At 71.8% G+C, this 22,278-nt stretch carries 18 protein-coding genes; 2 read left to right on the top strand and 16 right to left on the bottom strand.

All coding sequences use genetic code 11. From position 1 onward, the window contains the following. Positions 1-9 precede the first annotated feature (9 nt). Positions 10-2,010, top strand: coding sequence for a CocE/NonD family hydrolase (locus ACIP5O_RS16095; RefSeq protein ID WP_401293485.1), 2,001 nt, complete (start codon positions 10-12; stop codon positions 2,008-2,010). Positions 2,011-2,040: 30 nt separating this feature from the next. On the opposite strand, the gene ACIP5O_RS16090 is transcribed toward ACIP5O_RS16095, so the two are convergent. Then, positions 2,041-3,372 carry a peptidase gene (locus tag ACIP5O_RS16090; RefSeq protein WP_401293482.1) on the bottom strand — a complete coding sequence of 444 codons (1,332 nt, stop codon included), beginning with the start codon at positions 3,370-3,372 and terminating at the stop codon, positions 2,041-2,043. A 289-nt stretch (positions 3,373-3,661) separates the two neighbouring features. On the opposite strand from ACIP5O_RS16090, the gene fahA reads away from it, so the two are divergent. Further along, a complete protein-coding gene (gene fahA / locus ACIP5O_RS16085; RefSeq protein WP_401293479.1) occupies positions 3,662-4,888 on the top strand; it encodes a fumarylacetoacetase in 1,227 nt (408 codons plus the stop codon). 3 nt (positions 4,889-4,891) lie between these two features. Here fahA and ACIP5O_RS16080 read toward each other — a convergent pair whose 3' ends face one another. From ACIP5O_RS16080 to ACIP5O_RS16010, 15 genes are all read right to left on the bottom strand, one after another. After that, the gene (locus ACIP5O_RS16080; protein ID WP_401293476.1) at positions 4,892-5,716 is read right to left on the bottom strand and encodes a carbohydrate-binding protein; all 825 of its coding nucleotides are present in this window, start codon (positions 5,714-5,716) and stop codon (positions 4,892-4,894) included. Between the two features lie 41 nt (positions 5,717-5,757). Beyond that, on the bottom strand, positions 5,758-6,681 hold the full coding sequence (locus ACIP5O_RS16075; RefSeq protein ID WP_401293474.1) for an AraC family transcriptional regulator: 924 nt from the start codon (positions 6,679-6,681) through the stop codon (positions 5,758-5,760). A 133-nt stretch (positions 6,682-6,814) separates the two neighbouring features. Further along, the gene (gene nuoN / locus ACIP5O_RS16070) at positions 6,815-8,476 is read right to left on the bottom strand and encodes an NADH-quinone oxidoreductase subunit NuoN (RefSeq protein WP_401293472.1); all 1,662 of its coding nucleotides are present in this window, start codon (positions 8,474-8,476) and stop codon (positions 6,815-6,817) included. Beyond that, complete coding sequence (locus ACIP5O_RS16065) at positions 8,473-10,044, bottom strand: NADH-quinone oxidoreductase subunit M (protein ID WP_401293469.1); 1,572 nt, start codon at positions 10,042-10,044, stop codon at positions 8,473-8,475. The genes nuoN and ACIP5O_RS16065 overlap by 4 nt, the downstream gene beginning before the upstream one ends. Before the next feature lie 5 nt (positions 10,045-10,049). After that, positions 10,050-11,987, bottom strand: a complete 1,938-nt coding sequence (gene nuoL, locus ACIP5O_RS16060) for an NADH-quinone oxidoreductase subunit L (protein WP_401293466.1) — start codon at positions 11,985-11,987, stop codon at positions 10,050-10,052. Between the two features lie 10 nt (positions 11,988-11,997). Next, positions 11,998-12,297, bottom strand: a complete 300-nt coding sequence (nuoK, locus tag ACIP5O_RS16055; protein WP_365543129.1) for an NADH-quinone oxidoreductase subunit NuoK — start codon at positions 12,295-12,297, stop codon at positions 11,998-12,000. Continuing rightward, on the bottom strand, positions 12,294-13,163 hold the full coding sequence (locus ACIP5O_RS16050; RefSeq protein WP_401293462.1) for an NADH-quinone oxidoreductase subunit J: 870 nt from the start codon (positions 13,161-13,163) through the stop codon (positions 12,294-12,296). The genes nuoK and ACIP5O_RS16050 overlap by 4 nt, the downstream gene beginning before the upstream one ends. After that, the gene (nuoI, locus tag ACIP5O_RS16045) at positions 13,160-13,759 is read right to left on the bottom strand and encodes an NADH-quinone oxidoreductase subunit NuoI (protein ID WP_125658804.1); all 600 of its coding nucleotides are present in this window, start codon (positions 13,757-13,759) and stop codon (positions 13,160-13,162) included. Before nuoI ends, ACIP5O_RS16050 begins: the two co-directional genes overlap by 4 nt. Beyond that, positions 13,734-15,095 carry an NADH-quinone oxidoreductase subunit NuoH gene (nuoH, locus tag ACIP5O_RS16040; RefSeq protein WP_401293459.1) on the bottom strand — a complete coding sequence of 454 codons (1,362 nt, stop codon included), beginning with the start codon at positions 15,093-15,095 and terminating at the stop codon, positions 13,734-13,736. Before nuoH ends, nuoI begins: the two co-directional genes overlap by 26 nt. Continuing rightward, the gene (locus ACIP5O_RS16035; RefSeq protein ID WP_401293456.1) at positions 15,092-17,590 is read right to left on the bottom strand and encodes an NADH-quinone oxidoreductase subunit G; all 2,499 of its coding nucleotides are present in this window, start codon (positions 17,588-17,590) and stop codon (positions 15,092-15,094) included. Before ACIP5O_RS16035 ends, nuoH begins: the two co-directional genes overlap by 4 nt. Next, on the bottom strand, positions 17,587-18,939 hold the full coding sequence (nuoF, locus tag ACIP5O_RS16030; protein WP_401293453.1) for an NADH-quinone oxidoreductase subunit NuoF: 1,353 nt from the start codon (positions 18,937-18,939) through the stop codon (positions 17,587-17,589). The genes ACIP5O_RS16035 and nuoF overlap by 4 nt, the downstream gene beginning before the upstream one ends. Then, the gene (nuoE, locus tag ACIP5O_RS16025; protein WP_401293451.1) at positions 18,936-19,676 is read right to left on the bottom strand and encodes an NADH-quinone oxidoreductase subunit NuoE; all 741 of its coding nucleotides are present in this window, start codon (positions 19,674-19,676) and stop codon (positions 18,936-18,938) included. The genes nuoF and nuoE overlap by 4 nt, the downstream gene beginning before the upstream one ends. Beyond that, positions 19,673-20,995: an NADH-quinone oxidoreductase subunit D gene (locus ACIP5O_RS16020; protein WP_401293449.1), complete on the bottom strand. Its 1,323-nt coding sequence runs from the start codon at positions 20,993-20,995 to the stop codon at positions 19,673-19,675. Before ACIP5O_RS16020 ends, nuoE begins: the two co-directional genes overlap by 4 nt. Then, positions 20,995-21,726, bottom strand: coding sequence for an NADH-quinone oxidoreductase subunit C (locus ACIP5O_RS16015; RefSeq protein ID WP_401293446.1), 732 nt, complete (start codon positions 21,724-21,726; stop codon positions 20,995-20,997). Before ACIP5O_RS16015 ends, ACIP5O_RS16020 begins: the two co-directional genes overlap by 1 nt. Beyond that, entirely contained in the window at positions 21,723-22,277 is a 555-nt protein-coding gene (locus ACIP5O_RS16010; RefSeq protein WP_401293443.1) for a NuoB/complex I 20 kDa subunit family protein, read from the bottom strand. Before ACIP5O_RS16010 ends, ACIP5O_RS16015 begins: the two co-directional genes overlap by 4 nt. Position 22,278 lies beyond the last annotated feature (1 nt).

Genomic DNA, 22,278 nt, shown 5'->3' with positions numbered 1-22,278 from the left:
GGTGACCCGATGCCGAAGATCCGCACCGACTTCCCGTACGAGACCCGCCGCGAGGACGTCCGCATCCCGATGGCGGACGGCACCCTGCTCTACGCGCGCGTGTGGCGCCCGGTCACCGAGGAGCCCGTACCGGCGCTCCTGGAGTACCTGCCGTACCGCCTGACCGACTGGACCGCGCCCCGCGACCACCAGCGCCACCCCTGGTACGCGGGCCACGGCTACGCCTCCGTACGGGTGGACGTGCGCGGCCACGGCAACAGCGGGGGGCTGCCGGGCGACGAGTACGACGCGACCGAGCTGGCGGACGGCGTGGCCGTGGTGCACTGGCTCGCCGAGCAGCCCTGGTGCACGGGCCGGGTCGGCATGTTCGGCATCTCCTGGGGCGGCTTCAACTCGCTGCAGATCGCCGCCCTCGCCCCCGAGCCCCTGAAGGCGGTCGTCACCGTCTGCTCCACCGACGACCGGTACGACAACGACGTGCACTACATGGGCGGCTCGGTCCTCGGCGTCGACATGCACGCCTGGGGCGCCACCATGCTCGCCTTCGCCTCCCGGCCGCCGGACCCGGAGTACGCGGGCGAGGAGTGGCGCGCGATGTGGCTGCGGCGCCTGGAGGCCGTGGAGCCCCTCGTCGACACCTGGCTCTCCCACCAGACCCGGGACGCCTACTGGAGGCACGGCAGCGTCTGCGAGGACTACGGGGCGATCGGGGCGGCCGTCCTCGCCGTGGGCGGCTGGCACGACCCGTACCGGGACACCGTCCTGCGGCTCGTCGAGCACCTCCCGGCGGACCGGGTGCGCGGGATCGTCGGGCCGTGGTCGCACCAGTACCCGGACCGGGGCCTGCCGCCGGGGCCCGCGATCGGCTTCCTCCAGGAGACCCTGCGCTGGTGGGACCACCACCTCAAGGGGGCCGCGAACGGCGTGATGGACGAGCCGCTGCTGCGGTCCTGGATCAGCGACTCGCACCCGCCGGCCACCGTCTACGAGGAGCTGCCGGGCCGCTGGGTCGCCGACCCCGCCTGGCCCTCCCCGCACGTCACCCCCGTCACGTACGGCTTCCAGGGCTCCCCGGTCGTCGTCGACTCGCCCCAGCAGACCGGGATCGACGCGGGCCGCTTCTTCCCCTTCGGCAACGACGCCGACCTGCCGCCCGACCAGCGCGAGGAGGACGCCCACTCGGCCTGCTTCGACTTCCCCGTGCCCGAGGACGGCGGCCCGGTCGAGATCCTGGGCCGCCCGTCGGTGAACCTGTCCCTGCGCGCGGCCGCCCCCACCGGGCAGGTGATCGCCCGGCTCTGCGACATCGCCCCGGACGGCTCCTCCACCCTCGTCACCCGGGGCGCCCTGAACTTCTCCGCCCGCCGCGGCCGCGACCGGGCCGAACCGGCCCTGATCGGGGAGACGGAGGGCTTCGCCTTCGAGCTGAACGGCATCGGGCACGCCTTCGCGCCCGGCCACCGGGTGCGGCTCGCGGTCTCCTCCACGTACTGGCCGTGGATCTGGCCCCAGCCCGACGCGGCGGGCTTCACCCTCGACCCGGCGGGCTCCTCCCTCACCCTGCCGGTCCGCCGCCGCACCGAGGACGCGGTCGTGTGGGAGGAGCCGGAGCAGGCCGAGCCGCTGGGCGTGGTCCACCCGGCCTCCCCGGAGGAGCGGCGTCCGGAGCGGGTGGTGGTCCGGGACGTGGCCAAGGGCGAGTGGCGCCTGGAGGTGGATCCGAAATACGGGGGCACGCGCGTGTACCCGGACGGGCTGGAGTTCACCGAGGACGCCCTGGAGACGTACACGATCGAGGAGAGCGGCCCGCTGACCGCCCGCACCCGCTCGGACTGGACGATCCGGCTGCGCCGCCCCGACCGGGGCTGGGACGTCGGCGTGGACACCCGCTCGGAGATCACCTGCGACGCGGAGGCCTTCCACACCTGGAACGAGGTGGTGTGCCGGGAGGGCGACGAGGTCGTCTTCCGCCGCACCTGGGAGAAGCGGATCCCCCGTACGGCGGGCTGAGCGCGCGTACGGGGGATCCGGGACCGCTGGTTACGCCTGCGTGCCGGCCTTGCGGCGGCGGGCGGCGAAGACCACGCCGGCGCCGAGGGCGACGGCCCCGGCGGCGGCCAGGCCGAGCTGCGGCAGGACGTCGTTGGCGCCGGTGGCGGCGAGGGTGCCGCCGGTCGTCACCGGGGTGGTGGACGAACCGCCCTGCTGGGTGATGCCGGTGGTGCCGGTGGTGGTCACCGGGGCGGGCGTCGAGGTGGAGGGCGACGGGGTCGGGGTCGGCTTCGGCTTGTCGTCCTTGGCGGCGAGGATGTCGAAGTCGGTGTACCCGTCGTCCAGGCTGATGCCGCAGGTGGAGTCGTTGTTCTCGTACTGGCCGAAGGCGAAGACCGAGCCCGCGCCGGCGGGGGCGCCGGCGTCGACCGTGAGGCGCAGCTTCACGTCGTAGTGGGCGCCCTTGGCGAGCTTCCCGACCTCGATGGACTCGAACTCCTCGCTGACGGGAGTCCATTCGAGGACGTCCGCCGAGGACCACTCGACGGGGATCGTCCACTTCTCGAAGTCCGTGTCCTCGTCGATGTCCTCGCCGGGGCCGGGCTCGCGCAGGGCGTTGACGTAGACGTCGACGAGGTCCAGGGTCCGGTCGGAGGCGTTGGTGACGCGCATCGAGAAGACGGCGGGCTCTCCGGCGGTGACCTTCTCCGGGCCGCTCAGGGCGATCTTCACGGCCTCGTCCGGCTCGCAGACGCCCTCCATGTCCTCATAGGACGCCAGCTCCTCCTTGGCGTCGTCGAGCTTCCGGGAGGCCTCCTCCTTCGCCACCTCGGCGCGGTGGAACACCTGCGAGGCGGCGGCCGAGGCGTCGGCCAGGTCCTTCGAGGCCGCGCTCAGCGCCGTGTCGGCGGCGGTCTTGGCGGTGGCGGCCTCCCCGGCCTTCCCCTTCGCGGCCTCGACGGCGTCGTCGGCGGCCTGCTTCTGCTCGGGGGTGGCGTCGACGGGAAGGTCCTTCTTCGCCTGCTCCGCCTCGGTGAGCGCCGTGTCGGCCGCGGTCTTGGCGGTGGCGGCCTCCTCGGCCTTCTTCTGGGCCGCGGTGACGGCGGCCCTGAGGGGGTGGTCGGCCTTCTCCAAGGCGTCGACGGCGGCCCCGGCCCCGGCGAGGGCGACGACGGCGTCGTCGTACTCCTTCTGCGCCAGCGCGACCGCGGCCTTGAGCTCGTCGAGCGTCGGCGGCTTGTCGTCCTCGCCCCGCGCGGGCTTCTGCGTCGACGCGGACGACGGCTTGGTGTCGGCGAACGCCGGGGCGGCGGACAGGAACACGACCGGGGTGGTCACGGCGGCGGCCACGGCGGTCGCGAGAATGCGACGGATCTTCACAGTGCGGGACCTTTTTCCTGGTCAGGGAAGAGTGCGGGAAAGCGGGCGCGCGCCCGCGGCTGCTTCACGCGGCGCGATACCACCGTGATCGTAGGGCCGGGGGCGCCCCCGCGGGAGGCCCGTTCCCGCGGCTCGGACCCGGGGGGAGACACCGGCGGGCACGCAAAGGGAGCGAACGCGGACAGTTGCCCACGGAGGCCGCGCTTTCCGTGTGATCCATGTCATCAGCGCCCGGCGGCCGGACCCGTAACGTGTCCCCCAACACCCGTGGAAAGCGAGGCAAGCACCGATGTCCGAGCACAGCCCGCTCGACCTGGCCGAGGGCGATCCCTTCGGCCCGCACAACCTCCCGTACGGCGTCTTCTCCACCGCCGAGGAGCCCGACCGGCGCCGGCTCGGCGTCCGGATCGGCGGGTACGTGCTGGACGCGGGGGCCGCGGCGCACGCGCTCGGCTCGCCGTACGCGTCACTCCTCGCGCAGCCCGGCCTGAACCCGCTGCTCGCCGCCGGGCGGACCGCCTGGCGCGACGTCCGCCGGGCGCTCACGGCCTGGGTGACCGTCCCCGCGCACCGGGCCGACGTCGAACCGCTCCTCCACCCCCTGGACGCGGTGACGCTGCACCTGCCCTACGAGGTCGCGGACTACGTCGACTTCTACGCGAGCGAGCACCACGCGACCAACGTGGGACGGATCTTCCGCCCCGACGGCGACGCGCTCACCCCCAACTGGAAGCACCTGCCGATCGGTTACCACGGGCGCGCGGGCACGGTCGTGGTCTCCGGCACCGACGTCGTGCGCCCCTCGGGGCAGCGCAGGGCGCCCACCGACCCGGCGCCGGTCTTCGGGCCCTCGGTGAAGCTGGACATCGAGGCGGAGGTCGGCTTCCTGGTCGGCACCCCGTCGGAGCTGGGCCGGCCGGTGCCGCTCGCCGACTTCCGGGAGCACGTCTTCGGCCTGACGCTGCTCAACGACTGGTCGGCGCGGGACGTGCAGGCCTGGGAGTACGTGCCGCTCGGCCCGTTCCTCGGCAAGTCGTTCCAGACGTCGGTCTCGGCGTGGGTGACGCCCCTGGAGGCCCTGGACGCGGCCCGGACCGCCCCGCCCGCACGGGACCTCCCCCTCCTGCCGTACCTGGACGACGCGGACGAGGAGGAGCCGGGCGGCTTCGACCTGCGGATCTCCGTGGAGATCAACGGCGAGGTGGTGGCCGAGCCGCCGTTCTCCTCGATGTACTGGACGGCGGCCCAGCAGCTCGCCCACATGACGGTGAACGGCGCGTCGCTGCGCACGGGCGACCTGTACGGCTCCGGGACGGTCTCCGGGCCGGAGGTGAACCAGCGCGGTTCGCTCCTGGAGCTCACCTGGAACGGGCGGGACGCGCTCGAACTGTCCGGCGGCAAGCGGACGTTCCTGGAGGACGGCGACGAGGTCGTCCTGACGGCGTGGGCGCCGGGCCCGGACGGCACCCGGGTCGCCCTGGGCGAGGTCCGGGGCCGGATCGCCCCCGCCGTCTGACCGTCAGGCGGCCCGCCAGAGGGCGGGGACGTTCGGCGGCTGCCAGCCGGGCTGGGCGGTGTGCGCCTGGAGGCACACGTAGCCCAGCCCGCCGTAGGTGACGGCGTCCCCGGCCTTGTAGGCCGTGCCGACCGCCCAACTGCCCCCCGGCGGCTGGGTGGTCGGGGTGGGCGTCGGCGTGGGGCCGGGGTTCTGCGCCACGTTCAGGACGAAGTCGAAGGCGGCCTCGCGCGCGCCGCCCGCGTCCCGCACGGTCATGAGCAGCCGCGGGTCGAAGAGGCTGTCGGTGTTGTTGCGGGGCTCGTTCGGGAAGTAGAGCTGCGTGGTGAGGACCGGGCGGCCGGGGGCCTGCACCTTGACGTGGAGGTGCCGGGTGCGGCCCGGGTAGAGGCCGGGCACGATCGTGGTGAGCTTGAAGGAGCCGTCGGCGCCGGTGAACTGGTGGCCGCGGAAGCGGAACCCGGTGTTGTCGTAGGCGCCGTTGGTGTCGGCCTGCCAGAAGTCCAGCAGGACGCCGGATATCGGCCGGCAGGCGAGCCCGAAGGCGTACCCGCTGACGGTGAGCCGGACGCCGGGGGTGTTGGCCTCCGACAGGCTGGTCCGCAGCGGGGAGTTGGGCTTGAAGTACGGGCCCTCGATCTGCTCCGGGGTGGGATCGTCGCCGTCGTCGCACGCGGGGGTGAGCGCGGGCGCCTCGCCGCTCTCCGTCAGGGTGCGGGCGAGCGCGGGGACGCCCATGAGCACCGCGGGCGCCGCCATGCCGGCCGCGAGCGCGGCCCGCAGGACGGTCTTGCGGCTGACGTGCCCGGTGCTGGTCTCGTGGTCCATGTGCCTGGCTCCTCGGGTGGGGGCTGGGATCGGCAACGAACCTAGGGGCCCGCGGCACCGGGTTCGATGGACGGAACACGGCGGTCGTGGTCTTTTCGGAAGCGCCCGGGACTGCGGCCGACCTCCCTGCGGAAGAAGCGGCAGAAGTAGGCGGCGTCCTCGAACCCGACCCGCGCGGCGACCTGCCGCACGGGCAGCGCGGTGGCGACGAGCAGCCGCTGCGCCTCCCGCACCCGCTCCTGGCGCAGCAGCGCGGCGGGGGTGCGTCCGGTGGCGGCCCGCACCACCTCGGTGAGGTGCCCGGGCGTCACCCCGATCCGCTCGGCGCACTCCCGTACGGAGAGCCCGGCGGTCCCGGCGGTACGGGCGAGGCGCAGGAACTCCCCGGCCAGGCCCGACGACGGCTCCCCTCCCCCGCCCGTGCCGCCGGGCAGCCGGACGGTCCGCACGAGGAGGACGTGGAGCAGGGACCGCAGCACCCCGGCGAACCCGTCGGCCCCGTGCCGGTACTCCTCGGCCAGGTCGCCCATCAGCCGGGCCGTGCGCTCGTGGGTGGCGGCGTCGAGGTCCACCCAGGGCCGCTCCCCGAGCCGCCGCAGCAGTTCCTCGTCGTCGGGTCCGCCGACCAGGAACTCGGGCGTGAAGAGGGCGAGCGACCCTTCGAGCCCGCGCACGCCCTCCCAGTGGTGCACCTGTCCGGGCAGGATCACCCCGAGCTGCGGCGGCCGCACCTCGTACCGCTCCAGGTCGAGCACGTGGACCCCGCTCCCCTCGACGACGTGCACGATCTCGTAGAAGGTGTGCCGGTGCGGGTACGCGGCCCGCGACATCGGTCCCATCGCGTCGAACCCCCCGGCGGCGAAGGGCACCTGGTCGGGCAGCCGCAGTTCGAGCCGGTGCACGGGCGGGTCGCCGTTCCTCGGCGCGGCGCAGGGCGCTCCGGGTAAGACCGTGGTGCCGCGCATGGAACCATCCCTCCACGACTGGTACAGACCATTCGGTGTGGCTCCCACGATGGCACGGCGCCCGGCGGGGGTGAAGTACGCCGAAGGGCCCGGCTCCTGGGGAGCCGGGCCCTTCACGCGCGTCCGTCCGGGGTCACCGCACGAACACGCTCGCCTGGTTCGCCAGGTCCAGGAAGTACTGCGGGGCGAGGCCGAGGGCCAGGGTGACGGCCACGCCCGCCGTGATGGTGACCGTGGTCAGGGCCGAGGGCACGGCGACCGTGGGGCCGTCCGCCTTGGGCTCGCTGAAGAACATGAGCACGATGACCCGGATGTAGAAGAAGGCGGCGATCGCCGAGGAGATCACGCCGACCACCACCAGGACGCCCGCGCCGCCCTCCGCCGCCGCCTTGAAGACCGCGAACTTGCCGGAGAAGCCGGAGGTCAGCGGGATGCCGGCGAAGGCGAGCAGGAAGACCGCGAAGACCGCCGCGACGAGCGGCGAACGGCGGCCCAGACCGGCCCACTTGGAGAGGTGGGTGGCCTCGCCGCCCGCGTCCCTGACCAGGGTGACGACGGCGAAGGCGCCGATCGTCACGAAGGAGTACGCCCCCAGGTAGAAGAGGACGGACGAGATGCCGCTCGGGGTGGCGGCGATGACGCCCGCGAGGAGGAACCCGGCGTGCGCGATCGAGGAGTACGCCAGGAGCCGCTTGATGTCGGTCTGGGTGATCGCGATGATCGCGCCGCCCAGCATCGTCACGATCGCGACGCCCCACATGACCGGCCGCCAGTCCCACGTGAGGCCCGGGAGCACCACGTAGAGCAGGCGGAGCAGCGCGCCGAAGGCGGCGACCTTGGTCGCGGCGGCCATGAAGCCGGTGACCGGGGTCGGGGCGCCCTGGTAGACGTCGGGGGTCCACATGTGGAACGGCACGGCGCCGACCTTGAAGAGGAGCCCCATGAGGACCATGGCGAAGCCGATGAGGAGCAGCGCGTCGTTCCCCATGGTGTCGGCGAGCGCCGGGTTCACCGAGGCGACCGTCCCGTCGACGACGTCGGCGATCGTGGCGTACGAGACGGAGCCCGCGTAGCCGTAGAGCAGGGCGATCCCGAAGAGCAGGAAGGCCGAGGAGAAGGCGCCGAGCAGGAAGTACTTGACGGCCGCCTCCTGCGACATCAGCCGCTTGCGGCGGGCGACGGCGCACAGCAGGTACAGCGGGAGGGAGAAGACCTCCAGGGCGACGAAGAGCGTCAGGAGGTCGTTGGCCGCCGGGAAGACCAGCATGCCGGCGACGGCGAAGAGGGCGAGCGGGAACACCTCGGTGGTGGTGAACCCGGCCTTGACCGCCGCCTTCTCCTGGTCGCTGCCGGGGACCGCGGCGGCCTCGGCGGCGAAGGAGTCGACCCGGTGGCCGTGGTCGGCCGGGTCGAGCCGGCGCTCGGCGAAGGTGAAGACCGCCACGATCGAGGCCAGGAGGATGGTGCCCTGGAGGAAGAGGGCGGGTCCGTCGACCGCGATGGCGCCCATGGCCGCGATGTGGGCCTTGGTGGAGCCGTACCCGCCGGCCGCCAGGCCGACGACGGCGGCGAAGGAGGCGGCGAGCGCGAGGACGCTCAGGAAGACCTGGGCGACGTAGCGGCCCCGGCGGGGCACGAACGCCTCGACGAGGACGCCGAGGACCGCGGCGCCGACCACGATGAGCACGGGCGCGAGCTGCGTGTACTCGATGTGGGGCGCCGGGATCTTCTCCAGCGGCTCGGCGGCGGCCGTCCACAGGGTGTGGACGGAGGATGCGACGGCGGGAGTGCTCACTTGGCCGCCTCCACTTCAGGCTGGGGGTCCTTCTGCTGGACGTCGGACATGGTGTGCCGCACCGCCGGGTTCACCACGTCCGTCAGCGGCTTCGGGAAGACCCCGAGGAAGATCAGGAGGGCGATCAGCGGGACGACCACGGCCAGCTCGCGCGGCCGCAGGTCGTGCAGCCCGCGCACCTCCTCCTTCACCGGCCCGGTCATCGTCCGCTGGTACAGGACGAGGGTGTAGAGCGCGGCGAGGACGATGCCGGTGGTGGCGACGACACCGGCCACCGGGTAGCGGGCGAAGGTGCCGACCAGGACCAGGAACTCGCTGACGAACGGGGCGAGTCCGGGCAGCGACAGGGTCGCGAGGCCGCCGATCAGGAAGGTGCCGGCGAGCACCGGGGCGACCTTCTGCACGCCGCCGTAGTCGGCGATGAGCCGCGAGCCGCGCCGGGAGATCAGGAACCCGGCGACCAGCATCAGGGCGGCCGTCGAGATGCCGTGGTTGACCATATAGAGCGTGGCGCCGGACTGGCCCTGGCTGGTCATCGCGAAGATGCCCAGGATGATGAAGCCGAAGTGCGAGATGGACGCGTAGGCGACCAGGCGCTTGATGTCCCGCTGCCCGACGGCGACCAGCGCCCCGTAGACGATGCTGATCAGGGCGAGGACGACGATCGCGGGCGTGGCCCACTTCGAGGCCTCGGGGAAGAGCCCGAGGCAGAAGCGGAGCATCGCGAAGGTGCCGACCTTGTCGACGACGGCGGTGATGAGGACGGCGACCGGGGCGGTCGCCTCCCCCATCGCGTTCGGCAGCCAGGTGTGCAGCGGCCACAGCGGCGCCTTCACCGCGAAGGCGAAGAAGAAGCCGAGGAACAGCCAGCGCTCGGTGCTGGTCGCGATCTCCAGGGAGCCGTTGGCCCGGGCCCCGGCGATCTCGGTGAGCGAGAAGTTCCCCGCGACCACGTAGAGCCCGATGACGGCGGCCAGCATGATCAGGCCGCCGACCAGGTTGTAGAGGAGGAACTTGACGGCCGCGTAGGAGCGCTGGGCCGCCGCGTTCTCGTCGGAGCCCGCGTGGGCGCGGTCGCCGAAGCCGCCGATGAGGAAGTACATCGGGATGAGCATGGCTTCGAACAGGATGTAGAAGAGGAAGACGTCGGTGGCCTCGAAGGAGAGGATCACCATCGCCTCGACCATGAGGATCAGGGCGAAGAAGCCCTGGGTCGGACGCCAGCGCTTCGAGGACGTCTCCAGGGGGTCGGCGTCGTGCCAGCCGGCCAGGATCACGAACGGGATCAGCAGCGCGGTGAGCGCGATCAGCGCCACCCCGATGCCGTCCACGCCCAGCTCGTAGCGGACGCCGAAGTCCTTGATCCAGGCGTACGACTCGGTGAGCTGGTACCGCTCGCCGCCCGGCTCGAACCGGGCGAAGACGAGTCCGGCGAGGACGAGCGTGGCGAGCGAGACGAGCAGCGCCAGCCACTTGGCGGCGGTGCGGCGGGCGGCGGGCACGGCGGCGGTCAGGACCGCACCGACCGCCGGCACCGCTGCCGTCACCGTAAGGAGCGGGAAAGACATGGTGATTACACCGCCCTCATCAGCAGGGTCGCGGCGATCAGCACCGCCGTACCTCCGAACATGGAGACCGCGTACGAGCGGGCGTAGCCGTTCTGGAGCTTGCGCAGCCGGCCGGAGAGGCCGCCGACGCCCGCCGCCGTGCCGTTGACGACGCCGTCCACCAGGGAGTGGTCGACGTAGACGAGCGAGCGGGTGAGGTGCGTGCCGCCCGTGACGAAGACGGCGTGGTTGAAGTCGTCCTGGAGCAGGTCGCGGCGGGCCGCCCGGGTGAGCAGCGAGCCGCGCGGGGCGACCACCGGGACCGGCCGGCGCCCGTACTGGAGGTAGGCCAGGCCGACGCCGATCACCATGACGGCGACGGTGCAGGCGGTGACGGCCGCGGCGCCGATCGGCGGGTGCCCGTGCTCGTAGCCGGTGACCGGCTCCAGCCACTCGACGAACCCGGCGAACTCGAAGACCGCGCCTCCGGCGACCGATCCGACGGCGAGCAGCACCATCGGGATCAGCATGGACTTCGGCGACTCGTGCGGGTGCGGCATGGCTCCCGCGGCGTGCTCGGCGGCCGGTTCGGCGTCGGGCGTCCGGTCCGGGTCGGGCGCCGGCTGCCAGCGCTTCTCGCCGAAGAAGGTCATCAGCATCACGCGGGTCATGTAGTACGCGGTGATGGCCGCGCCGAGGAGGGTGACCGCGCCGAGGATCCAGCCCTCGGCGCCGCCCTTCGCGAAGGCCGCCTCGATGATCTTGTCCTTGGAGAAGAAGCCGGACAGGCCGGGGAAGCCGATGATCGCCAGGTAGCCGAGGCCGAAGGTCACGAAGGTGACCGGCATGTACTTCCGCAGGCCGCCGTACTTCCGCATGTCGACCTCGTCGTTCATGCCGTGCATGACCGAACCGGCGCCGAGGAAGAGCCCGGCCTTGAAGAAGCCGTGCGTCACCAGGTGCATGATCGCGAAGACGTACCCGATGGGGCCGAGGCCGGCCGCCAGGATCATGTAGCCGATCTGCGACATCGTCGAACCGGCGAGCGCCTTCTTGATGTCGTCCTTGGCGCAACCGACGATCGCACCGAAGAGGAGCGTGACGGCGCCGACGACGGTGACGACGAGCTGCGCGTCCGGCGCGGCGTTGAAGATGTCGGCGGAGCGGACGATCAGGTAGACGCCGGCGGTCACCATCGTGGCCGCGTGGATGAGGGCCGAGACCGGGGTCGGGCCCTCCATCGCGTCCCCGAGCCAGGACTGCAGCGGCACCTGGGCCGACTTGCCGCAGGCCGCGAGGAGCAGCATCAGGCCGATCGCGGTCAGCGTCCCCTGCGAGGCCTGCCCGCTCGCCTCCAGGACCGGCCCGAAGGCGAAGGTCCCGAAGGTGGTGAACATCAGCATGATGGCGACCGAGAGGCCGATGTCACCGACCCGGTTGACCAGGAACGCCTTCTTGGCGGCGGTGGCCGCGCTCGGCTTGTGCTGCCAGAACCCGATCAGGAGGTACGAGGCGAGGCCGACGCCCTCCCAGCCGAAGTACAGGAGCAGGTAGTTGTCGGCGAGGACGAGCAGGAGCATCGCCGCGACGAACAGGTTCAGGTAGCCGAAGAACCGGCGGCGCCGCTCGTCGTGCTCCATGTAGCCGATGGAGTACACGTGGATGAGGGTGCCGACCCCGCTGATCAGCAGGACGAACGTCATGGAGAGCTGGTCGAGCTGGAAGGCCATGTCCGCCTGGAAGCCCTCGACGGGGATCCAGGTGAAGAGCCGCTGGTGCAGGGCCCTCTCCTCGGCGCCCTTGCCGAGCATGTCGGCGAAGAGCGCCAGGCCGATCGCGAAGGAGACGGCCGCGAGGAGCGTGCCGATCCAGTGGCCGGCCCTGTCGAGGCGCCGGCCGCCGCAGAGCAGGACGGCGGCGCCCAGCAGGGGCGCGCCGACGAGCAGAGCGATGAGATTTTCCACGGTCAGCCCCTCACAGCTTCATCAGGCTTGCGTCGTCGACCGAGGCCGAGTGGCGGGCACGGAAGACGGACACGATGATCGCGAGCCCGACGACGACCTCCGCGGCGGCGACGACCATCGTGAAGAAGGCGATGACCTGGCCGTCGAGGTTGCCGTGCATGCGGGAGAAGGTGACGAACGCGAGGTTGCAGGCGTTGAGCATCAGCTCCACGCACATGAAGACCACGATCGCGTTGCGCCGGATCAGGACCCCGGCCGCGCCGATGGTGAACAGCAGGGCGGAGAGGTACAGGTAGTTGACGGGATTCACCGGGTGGCCTCCTCTTCGTCCCGGTCCCGGCCGAGCCGCTCCTCGGAGCGCTGCTCCAGGGCCTTGAGGTCGGCCATGGCCTCGGTGGACACGTCCCGGATCTGGCCCCGCTTGCGCAGGGTGCCCATGACGGTGAGCTCCGCCGGGGTGCCGTCGGGCAGCAGGCCCGCGACGTCCACGGCGTTGTGCCGGGCGTAGACGCCGGGCGCGGGCAGCGGCGGCACGTGCTTGCCCTCCCGCACGCGCTGCTCGGCGAGCTCGCGCTGGGTGCGGGCGCGTTCGGTGCGCTCGCGGTGGGTGAGGACCATCGCGCCGACGGTGGCGGTGATGAGGAGCGCGCCGGTGATCTCGAAGGCGAAGACGTACTTGGTGAAGATGAGGGCGGCGAGGCCCTCGACGTTTCCGCCGCGCGCGCCGTTGGCGGCGCCGAGGCCGGCGAACTCGGTGATCGAGGCGTTCCCGATGCCGGCGGCGAGCAGGATCCCGAAGCCGAGGCCGCAGGCGGCGGCCCACCAGCGCTGGCCCTTGAGGGTCTCCTTCAGGGAGTCCGCGGCCGTGACGCCGACCAGCATGACGACGAAGAGGAAGAGCATCATGATCGCGCCGGTGTAGACGACGATCTGGACGACGCCGAGGAAGTACGCGCCGTTGGCCAGGTAGAAGACCGCCAGGACGATCATGGTTCCGGCGAGGCAGAGCGCGGAGTGGACGGCCCTGCGCATCAGGATCGTGCACAGCGCGCCGATCACGGCGACGGTGCCGAGGACCCAGAACTGGACGGCCTCGCCGGTGGAGGTCGCGTAGGCCGCGAGGGTCTCGGTGGCGAAGGGGGCGACAGGGGCGACGGGGACGAGGGGGGCGCTCACGCGTCCACCTCCTCGTCGGCGTCGTCCTTCTCCCCCTTGGAGGCGGCGGTCTGCCGGACGGTGCCGGGGGCGGCCCCGGTGACCAGGCCCCGGTAGTAGTCCTGCTCGTCCATGCCCGGGAAGATCGCGTGCGGGGTGTCGACCATCTCCTCCTCCAGGCCGGCGAGGAGCTGCTCCTTGGTGTAGATCAGGTTCGCCCGGGAGGAGTCGGCCAGTTCGAACTCGTTGGTCATCGTCAGCGCGCGCGTGGGGCAGGCCTCGATGCACAGGCCGCACAGGATGCAGCGGGCGTAGTTGATCTGGTAGACGCGGCCGTAGCGCTCGCCGGGCGAGTAGCGCTCCTCGTCCGTGTTGTCCGCGCCCTCCACGTAGATGGCGTCGGCGGGACAGGCCCAGGCGCACAGCTCGCAGCCGACGCACTTCTCCAGGCCGTCGGGGTGACGGTTGAGCTGGTGCCGGCCGTGGAAGCGGGGCGCCGTCGTCTTCTGCTGCTCCGGGTACTGCTCGGTCAGCCGCTTCTTGAACATGGCCTTGAAGGTCACGCCGAAGCCGGCCACCGGATTCTGGAAGTCAGACACCGTCCGTCTCCTTTCCATCACTCGCAGTAGCAGTATCGGGGGCGCCACTGACAACGAGGTCCCGCTGGTGCCGTGACCTGCGCCGGGGCACGGGCGGCAGGGACTGTCCGGGCTTGGGCGGTACGGGGAAGCCGCCGGCCATCGGGTCGAAGGCCCGGTCCTCCTCGGGGGCGGGCGCCGCCGCCTTCGCCTTCCGGTCGCGGAAGAGGTCGACCACGAAGGAGAGGAGGAGCAGGGCGAGCACGGCCCCGGCCACGTACAGGACGATGTTGGTGAACGCGATGTTCTCGTTGCGCAGCGCCCGGACGGTGGCGACCAGCATCAGCCAGACCACGGAGACCGGGATGAGGACCTTCCAGCCGAGCTTCATCAGCTGGTCGTAGCGGACGCGGGGCAGGGTGCCGCGCAGCCAGATGAAGAAGAACAGCAGCAGCTGCACCTTGATCACGAACCAGAGCATCGGCCACCAGCCGTGGTTCGCGCCCTCCCAGAAGGTGGAGACCGGGTACGGGGCCCGCCAGCCGCCCAGGAAGAGGGTCGTCGTCACGGCCGAGACCGTCACCATGTTCACGTACTCGGCGAGCATGAACATCGCGAACTTGATGGACGAGTACTCGGTGTTGAAGCCGCCGACGAGGTCGCCCTCGGACTCCGGCATGTCGAAGGGGGCGCGGTTGGTCTCGCCGACCATCGTGACGACGTAGATGATGAACGAGACCGGCAGCAGGATCACGAACCAGCGGTCCGCCTGCGCCTCGACGATCGCCGAGGTCGACATCGACCCGGAGTAGAGGAAGACGGAGGCGAAGGCCGCGCCCATGGCGATCTCGTAGGAGATCATCTGCGCGCAGGAGCGCAGTCCGCCCAGGAGCGGGTACGTGGAGCCGGAGGACCAGCCCGCGAGGACGATGCCGTAGATGCCGACGGAGGCGACCGCGAGGACGTACAGCATCGCGATCGGCAGGTCGGTGAGCTGCATCGAGGTGCGGTGGCCGAAGACCGAGACCTCGTTGCCCGCCGGGCCGAAGGGGATCACGGCGATCGCCATGAAGGCGGGGATCGCGGCGACGACCGGGGCGAGGACGTAGACGACCTTGTCGGCCTTCTTGACGATCACGTCCTCCTTGAGCATCAGCTTGATGCCGTCCGCGAGGGACTGGAGGAGGCCCCAGGGGCCGTGCCGGTTGGGGCCGACGCGCAGCTGCATCCAGGCGACGACCTTGCGCTCCCACACGATGGAGAAGAGCACGGTCACCATGAGGAAGGCGAAGCAGAAGACGGCCTTGACCGCGACGAGCCACCAGGGGTCCGTGCCGAACATGGACAGGTCTTCAGCGGCGAGCGGCACGCTCATGCCTGCACCTCCGTGACGTCGGCGGGGCGCGGGGCCGCCAGGCCGATGCGGACCAGGTCGCCCGGGCGGGCGCCGGTGTCGGAGAGGACGCCGTGCCCGGTCAAGTTCAGCGGGAGCCAGACGACGCGGTCGGGCATCTCGGTGACCAGGAGCGGGAGGGCGGTCGACCCGGCCGGGCCGGTGACCTCCAGGAGGTCGCCGTCCTTGACGCCGGTGTCGGCGGCGGTGGCGGCGGAGAGCCGGGCGACCGCCGCGTGGCGGGTGCCGGCGAGGGCGGTGTCGCCCTCCTGGAGGCGGCCGAGGTCGAGCAGCATCCGGTGTCCGGCGAGGACGGCCTCGCCGTCGCCGGTGCGGGGCGCGGGCCGGCCGGGCTCGGTGGGCTCGGTGGCCCGCCCGTGGGCCCAGCCGCCGAGCCGGTCCAGCTCGCGCCGTACGGCCCTGAGGTCGGGCAGGCCCAAGTGGGCGTCGAGGGCGTCGGCCAGCATGTGCAGGGCGCGGGTGTCGGTCGGGGCGAGCGGCCGGGTCATCTGCTCCGGCTTGAGCGCGGCCTCGAACATCCGGGCCCTGCCCTCCCAGTTGAGGAAGGTGCCGGGCTTCTCGGCGACGGCGGCGACCGGCAGGACGACGTCGGCGCGGTCGGTGACCTCGCCGGGCCGCAGCTCCAGGGAGACCACGAAGGCCGCGTCGAGCGCCTCGCGCGCGCGTGCCGGGTCCGGCAGGTCGGCGACCTCGACGCCGGCGACGAGCAGGGCGGCGAGTTCGCCGGTGGCGGCGGCCTCCAGGATCTGGCCGGTGTCGCGGCCGTAGCGGGCGGGGAGTTCGCGCAGGCCCCAGGCGGCGGCGACCTCCTCACGCGCGCGGGGGTGGGTCGCGGGTCGGCCGCCGGGGAGCAGCGAGGGCAGCGCGCCCGCCTCGACCGCGCCGCGTTCGCCGGAGCGGCGCGGGATCCACACGAGCCGGGCGCCGGTGGCGGCGGCGGCCCGCAGGGCGGCGGTGAGCGCGCCGGGCACGCCCGCGAGGCGCTCGCCGACGGCGAGGACGGCGCCCTCCCTGCGGAGGTCCTCGGCGGCGGCGAGCCCGTCGCCGGTGAGGCCGACGCGGGAGGTGAGGGCGTCGAGCCACTCGGTCTCGGTGCCGGGGGCGGCCGGCAGCAGGGTGCCGCCGGTCTTCTCCAGGCCCCGGGTGGCGAAGGCGGCGACGGCGTAGGTCTTCTGGCCGCGCTTGCGCCATGCCTTCCGGAGCCGCAGGAAGACGCCGGGAGCCTCCTCCTCGGACTCCAGGCCGACGAGGAGCACGGCCGGGGCGGCCTCGAGCGAGGTGTACGTGACGCCCTTGCCGTCCAGGTCCCGTCCCCGGCCCGCGACGGCGGAGGCCAGGAAGTCGGCCTCCTCGCCGGAGTGGACCCGGGCCCGGAAGTCGACGTCGTTGGTGTCGAGGGCGACCCGGGCGAACTTGGCGTACGCGTAGGAGTCCTCGACGGTCAGCCGGCCGCCGGTCAGGACGCCGGTCCGGCCGCGGACGAGTCCGCGGGCGGCGGCCTCCAGGGCCTCGGGCCAGGAGGCGGGCTCCAGCTCACCGGTCGCGGCGTTCCGCACGAGCGGGGTGGTGAGCCGGTCGCGCTGTTGGGCGTACCGGAAGCCGAAGCGGCCCTTGTCGCAGATCCACTCCTCGTTGACCTCCGGGTCCTCGGCGGCGAGCCGCCGCATGACCTTGCCGCGCCGGTGGTCGGTGCGGGTGGCGCAGCCGCCCGCGCACTGCTCGCACACGGACGGCGAGGAGACCAGGTCGAAGGGGCGGGAGCGGAAGCGGTAGGCGGCCGAGGTGAGGGCGCCGACCGGGCAGATCTGGATGGTGTTGCCGGAGAAGTACGACTCGAAGGGGTCGCCCTCGCCGGTGCCGACCTGCTGGAGCGCGCCGCGCTCGATCAGCTCGATCATCGGGTCGCCCGCGACCTGGTTGGAGAAGCGGGTGCAGCGGGCGCAGAGCACGCAGCGCTCGCGGTCGAGGAGGACCTGGGTGGAGATCGGGATCGGCTTCTCGTAGGTGCGCTTGACGCCCTCGAAGCGGGACTCGGCCTGTCCGTGGGACATGGCCTGGTTCTGCAGGGGGCACTCGCCGCCCTTGTCGCAGACGGGGCAGTCGAGCGGGTGGTTGACGAGCAGCAGCTCCATCACGCCGTGCTGGGCCTTCTCGGCGACGGGGCTGGTGAGCTGCGACTTCACCACCATGCCGTCGGTGCACGTGATGGTGCAGGAGGCCATGGGCTTGCGCTGGCCCTCGACCTCGACGATGCACTGGCGGCAGGCGCCGGCGGGGTCGAGGAGCGGGTGGTCGCAGAAGCGCGGGATCTCGATGCCGAGCTGTTCGGCGGCGCGGATGACCAGGGTCCCCTTGGGGACGGAGACCTCGATGCCGTCGATGGTCAGCGTGACGAGGTCCTCCGGCGGCACGGCCGGGCTGCCGCCTCCCGTCGGTCCGGACTCGGTGACGGTCATGCGGTCACCTCCTTGTGGTTGTCCGCCCAGGCGGTCGACTTGGCCGGGTCGAAGGGGCAGCCCTTGCCCGTGATGTGCTGCTCGTACTCCTCGCGGAAGTACTTCAGGGAGGAGAAGATCGGCGAGGCGGCGCCGTCGCCGAGGGCGCAGAACGACTTGCCGTTGATGTTGTCGGCGATGTCGTTGAGCTTGTCGAGGTCGGACATCCGCCCCTTGCCTGCCTCGATGTCGCGGAGCAGTTGGACGAGCCAGTACGTGCCCTCGCGGCACGGTGTGCACTTGCCGCAGGACTCGTGGGCGTAGAACTCGGTCCAGCGGGTGACGGCCCGGACCACGCAGGTGGTCTCGTCGAAGCACTGGAGCGCCTTGGTGCCGAGCATGGAGCCGGCGGCGCCGACGCCCTCGTAGTCGAGGGGCACGTCGAGGTGCTCGTCGGTGAACATCGGGGTGGAGGAGCCGCCGGGGGTCCAGAACTTGAGGCGGTGGCCGGGGCGCATCCCGCCGCTCATGTCGAGGAGCTGGCGCAGGGTGATGCCGAGCGGGGCCTCGTACTGGCCGGGCGAGGCGACGTGCCCGGAGAGCGAGTACAGCGTGAAGCCCGGGGACTTCTCGCTGCCCATGGAGGTGAACCAGTCCTTGCCCTTGTTCAGGATCGCGGGAACGGACGCGATGGACTCGACGTTGTTCACCACGGTGGGGCAGGCGTAGAGGCCGGCGACCGCGGGGAAGGGGGGCCGCAGCCGGGGCTGGCCGCGGCGTCCTTCGAGCGAGTCGAGGAGCGCGGTCTCCTCGCCGCAGATGTACGCGCCGGCGCCGGCGTGCACGGTGAGTTCGAGGTCGAGTCCGCTGCCCAGGACGTTCTGCCCGAGGTAGCCGGCGGCGTAGGCCTCGCGGACGGCCTCGTGGAGGCGGCGCAGGACGGGGACGACCTCGCCGCGCAGGTAGATGAAGGCGTGGCTGGAGCGGATCGCGTAACAGGCGATCACGATGCCCTCGATGAGCGAGTGCGGGTTGGCGAAGAGGAGCGGGATGTCCTTGCAGGTGCCGGGCTCGGACTCGTCGGCGTTGACGACGAGGTAGTGCGGCTTGCCGTCGCCCTGCGGGATGAACTGCCACTTCATGCCGGTGGGGAAGCCGGCGCCGCCGCGGCCGCGGAGTCCGGACTCCTTGACGTACGCGATGAGGTCGTCGGGGCCCATCGCGAGGGCCTTGCGGAGGCCCTGGTAGCCCTCGTGGCGCTCGTAGGTCTCCAGGGTCCAGGAGTCGGGCTGGTCCCAGAAGGCCGAGAGGACGGGGGCGAGGAGCTTCTCGGGGCTGCTGTTGTTGATCTCGGCTGCCAAGGTCATCACTTCCCCTCCTGACCGGAGGCCTCACCGCGCGGGTGGACGATTCGACGGTGCGGCTGCTCGCCCTTGGCCAGTCGGAGGCCGACGAGGGAGGCGGGGCCCGCGCCGCCGGTGGCCTCGACGGCGCCGGGGCGCTCGTCGGGGAAGCCGGCGAGGATGCGGGCGGTCTCCTTGAAGGTGCAGAGCGGGGCGCCGCGGGTGGGCTCGACGGTCCGTCCGGCCCGCAGGTCGTCCACCATCTTCTTGGCGGACTCGGGCGTCTGGTTGTCGAAGAACTCCCAGTTGACCATCACGACGGGCGCGAAGTCGCAGGCGGCGTTGCACTCGATGTGTTCGAGGGTGACCTTGCCGTCCTCGGTCGTCTCGTTGTTCCCGACGCCGAGGTGTTCCTTGAGCTCGTCGAAGATGGCGTCGCCGCCCATGACCGCGCAGAGGGTGTTGGTGCAGACGCCGACCTGGTAGTCGCCGGAGGGCTTGCGCCGGTACATGGTGTAGAAGGTGGCGACGGCGGTGACCTCGGCGGTGGTGAGGCCGAGGACGTCGGCGCAGAACGCCATGCCGGTGCGGGTGACGTGGCCCTCCTCGGACTGCACGAGGTGCAGCATCGGCAGGAGCGCGGAGCGGGAGTCGGGATAGCGGGCGACGATGGCCCGCGCGTCCTCCTCCAGGCGGGCGCGGACGTCCGCCGGGTAGTCGGGGGCGGGGAGCTGGGGCATGCCCAGGCTGATCTGCTCGGTCATCGGTCGACGCCTCCCATCACGGGGTCGATGGAGGCGACGGCGACGATGACGTCGGCGACCTGGCCGCCCTCGCACATCGCCGCCATGGCCTGGAGGTTGGTGAAGGACGGGTCGCGGAAGTGGACCCGGTAGGGGCGGGTGCCGCCGTCGGAGACGACGTGCGCGCCGAGCTCGCCCTTGGGGGACTCGACGGCCGCGTAGGCCTGGCCGGGCGGGACCCGGAAGCCCTCGGTGACCAGCTTGAAGTGGTGGATCAGGGCCTCCATGGAGGTGCCCATGATCTTCTTGATGTGGTCGAGGGAGTTGCCGAGGCCGTCGGTGCCGAGCGCGAGCTGGGCGGGCCAGGCGATCTTCTTGTCGCCGACCATGACCGGGCCGGGCTCCAGGCGGTCGAGGCACTGCTCGACGATCCGCAGGGACTGGCGCATCTCCTCCAGGCGGATCAGGAAGCGCCCGTAGGAGTCGCAGGTGTCGGCGGTGGGGACCTCGAAGTCGTAGTCCTCGTAGCCGCAGTACGGGTCGGTCTTGCGCAGGTCGTGCGGGAGGCCCGCGGAGCGCAGGATCGGTCCGGTGGCGCCGAGCGCCATGCAGCCGGTGAGGTCGAGGTGGCCGACGTCCTGCATGCGGGCCTTGAAGATGGGGTTGCCGGTGGCGAGCTTGTCGTACTCCGGCAGGTTCTTCTTCATGGTCCTCACGAACTCGCGCACGGCGTCGACGGCGCCGGGCGGGAGGTCCTGGGCGAGGCCGCCGGGGCGGATGTACGCGTGGTTCATGCGCAGGCCGGTGATCAGCTCGTACAGGTCCAGGATCATCTCGCGGTCCCGGAAGCCGTAGATCATGATCGTGGTGGCGCCGAGCTCCATGCCGCCGGTGGCGATGCAGACCAGGTGCGAGGAGAGCCGGTTGAGCTCCATGAGCAGGACGCGGATCACGCTCGCGCGGTCCGGGATCTGCTCGGTGATCCCGAGGAGCTTCTCCACGCCGAGGCAGTACGCCGTCTCGTTGTAGAACGAGGTGAGGTAGTCCATGCGCGTGACGAAGGTGGTGCCCTGCGTCCAGGTCCGGTACTCGAGGTTCTTCTCGATGCCGGTGTGGAGGTAGCCGATGCCGCAGCGGGCCTCGGTGACGGTCTCGCCGTCGATCTCCAGGATGAGGCGGAGCACTCCGTGGGTGGACGGGTGCTGGGGCCCCATGTTGACGACGATCCGCTCGTCGTCGGCCTGGGCGGCGGACCGGGCGACCTCGTCCCAGTCGCCGCCGGTCACCGTGTAGACGGCGCCTTCTGTCGTCTCGCGGGGAGACGCGTGGGGAGTGGACATCAGCTGTACGACCTCCGCTGGTCCGGAGCCGGGATCTGGGCGCCCTTGTACTCGACGGCGATGCCGCCGAGGGGGTAGTCCTTGCGCTGCGGGTGGCCCTGCCAGTCGTCCGGCATCATGATCCGGGTGAGGGCGGGGTGGCCGTCGAAGACGATCCCGAAGAAGTCGTACGTCTCGCGCTCGTGCCAGTCGTTCGTCGGGTAGACGGCGACGAGGGACGGGATCCTCGGGTCGGTGTCCGGGGCCGAGACCTCCAGGCGGATCATCCGGCCGTGGGTGAGCGAGCGCAGGTGGTAGACGGCGTGCAGCTCGCGGCCCTTGTCGTGCGGGTAGTGGACGCCGGAGACGCCGGTGCAGAGCTCGAAGCGGAGCGCCGGGTCGTCGCGCAGGGTGCGGGCCGTGCGGACCAGGTGCTCGCGCTCGACGTGGAAGGTGAACTCGCCGCGGTCGACGACCGTCTTCTCGATCACGTTCTCCGGGAGGAGTCCCTGTTCCTCCAGGGCGCCCTCCAGCTCGTCGGCGACCTCGTCGAACCAGCCGCCGTAGGGCCGGGCGGCCGGGCCGGGGAGCCGGACCGAGCGGACGAGGCCGCCGTAGCCGGAGGTGTCGGCACCGCTCTGGGCGCCGAACATGCCGCGCTGGACGCGGACCTCCTCGCCGTGGTCCCCGCGCTGGCCCGGCAGGTTCTGCGCGCTGAGGTCCTTCTCTGGGTTGGGTGTCTCGTCGCTCACCGGAGCAGACCCTTCAATTCGATGGTCGGCAGTGCCTTGAGCGCCGCCTGCTCCGCCTCGCGCGCCGCCTCCTCGGCGTTCACGCCGAGCTTGGAGGTCTGGATCTTCTGGTGGAGCTTGAGGATCGCGTCGATCAGCATCTCGGGGCGCGGCGGGCAGCCGGGCAGGTAGATGTCGACCGGCACGATGTGGTCGACGCCCTGGACGATCGCGTAGTTGTTGAACATGCCGCCCGAGGAGGCGCAGACGCCCATGGAGATCACCCACTTGGGGTTGGGCATCTGGTCGTAGACCTGCCGCAGGACGGGCGCCATCTTCTGGCTGACGCGGCCGGCGACGATCATCAGGTCGGCCTGGCGCGGCGAGCCGCGGAAGACCTCCATGCCGAAGCGGGCCAGGTCGTACCGGCCGGCTCCGGTGGTCATCATCTCGATGGCGCAGCAGGCGAGGCCGAAGGTCGCGGGGAAGACGGACGCCTTGCGCACCCAGCCCGCGGCCTGTTCGACCGTCGTCAGCAGAAAGCCGCTCGGGAGTTTCTCTTCGAGTCCCATA

The sequence above is a fragment of the Streptomyces sp. NPDC088915 genome (genome assembly GCF_044749825.1).
Lineage (GTDB): Bacteria > Actinomycetota > Actinomycetes > Streptomycetales > Streptomycetaceae > Streptomyces.
Note: the sequence above shows the minus strand (reverse complement) of the source record. Positions and strands in the feature narration are given on the sequence as shown.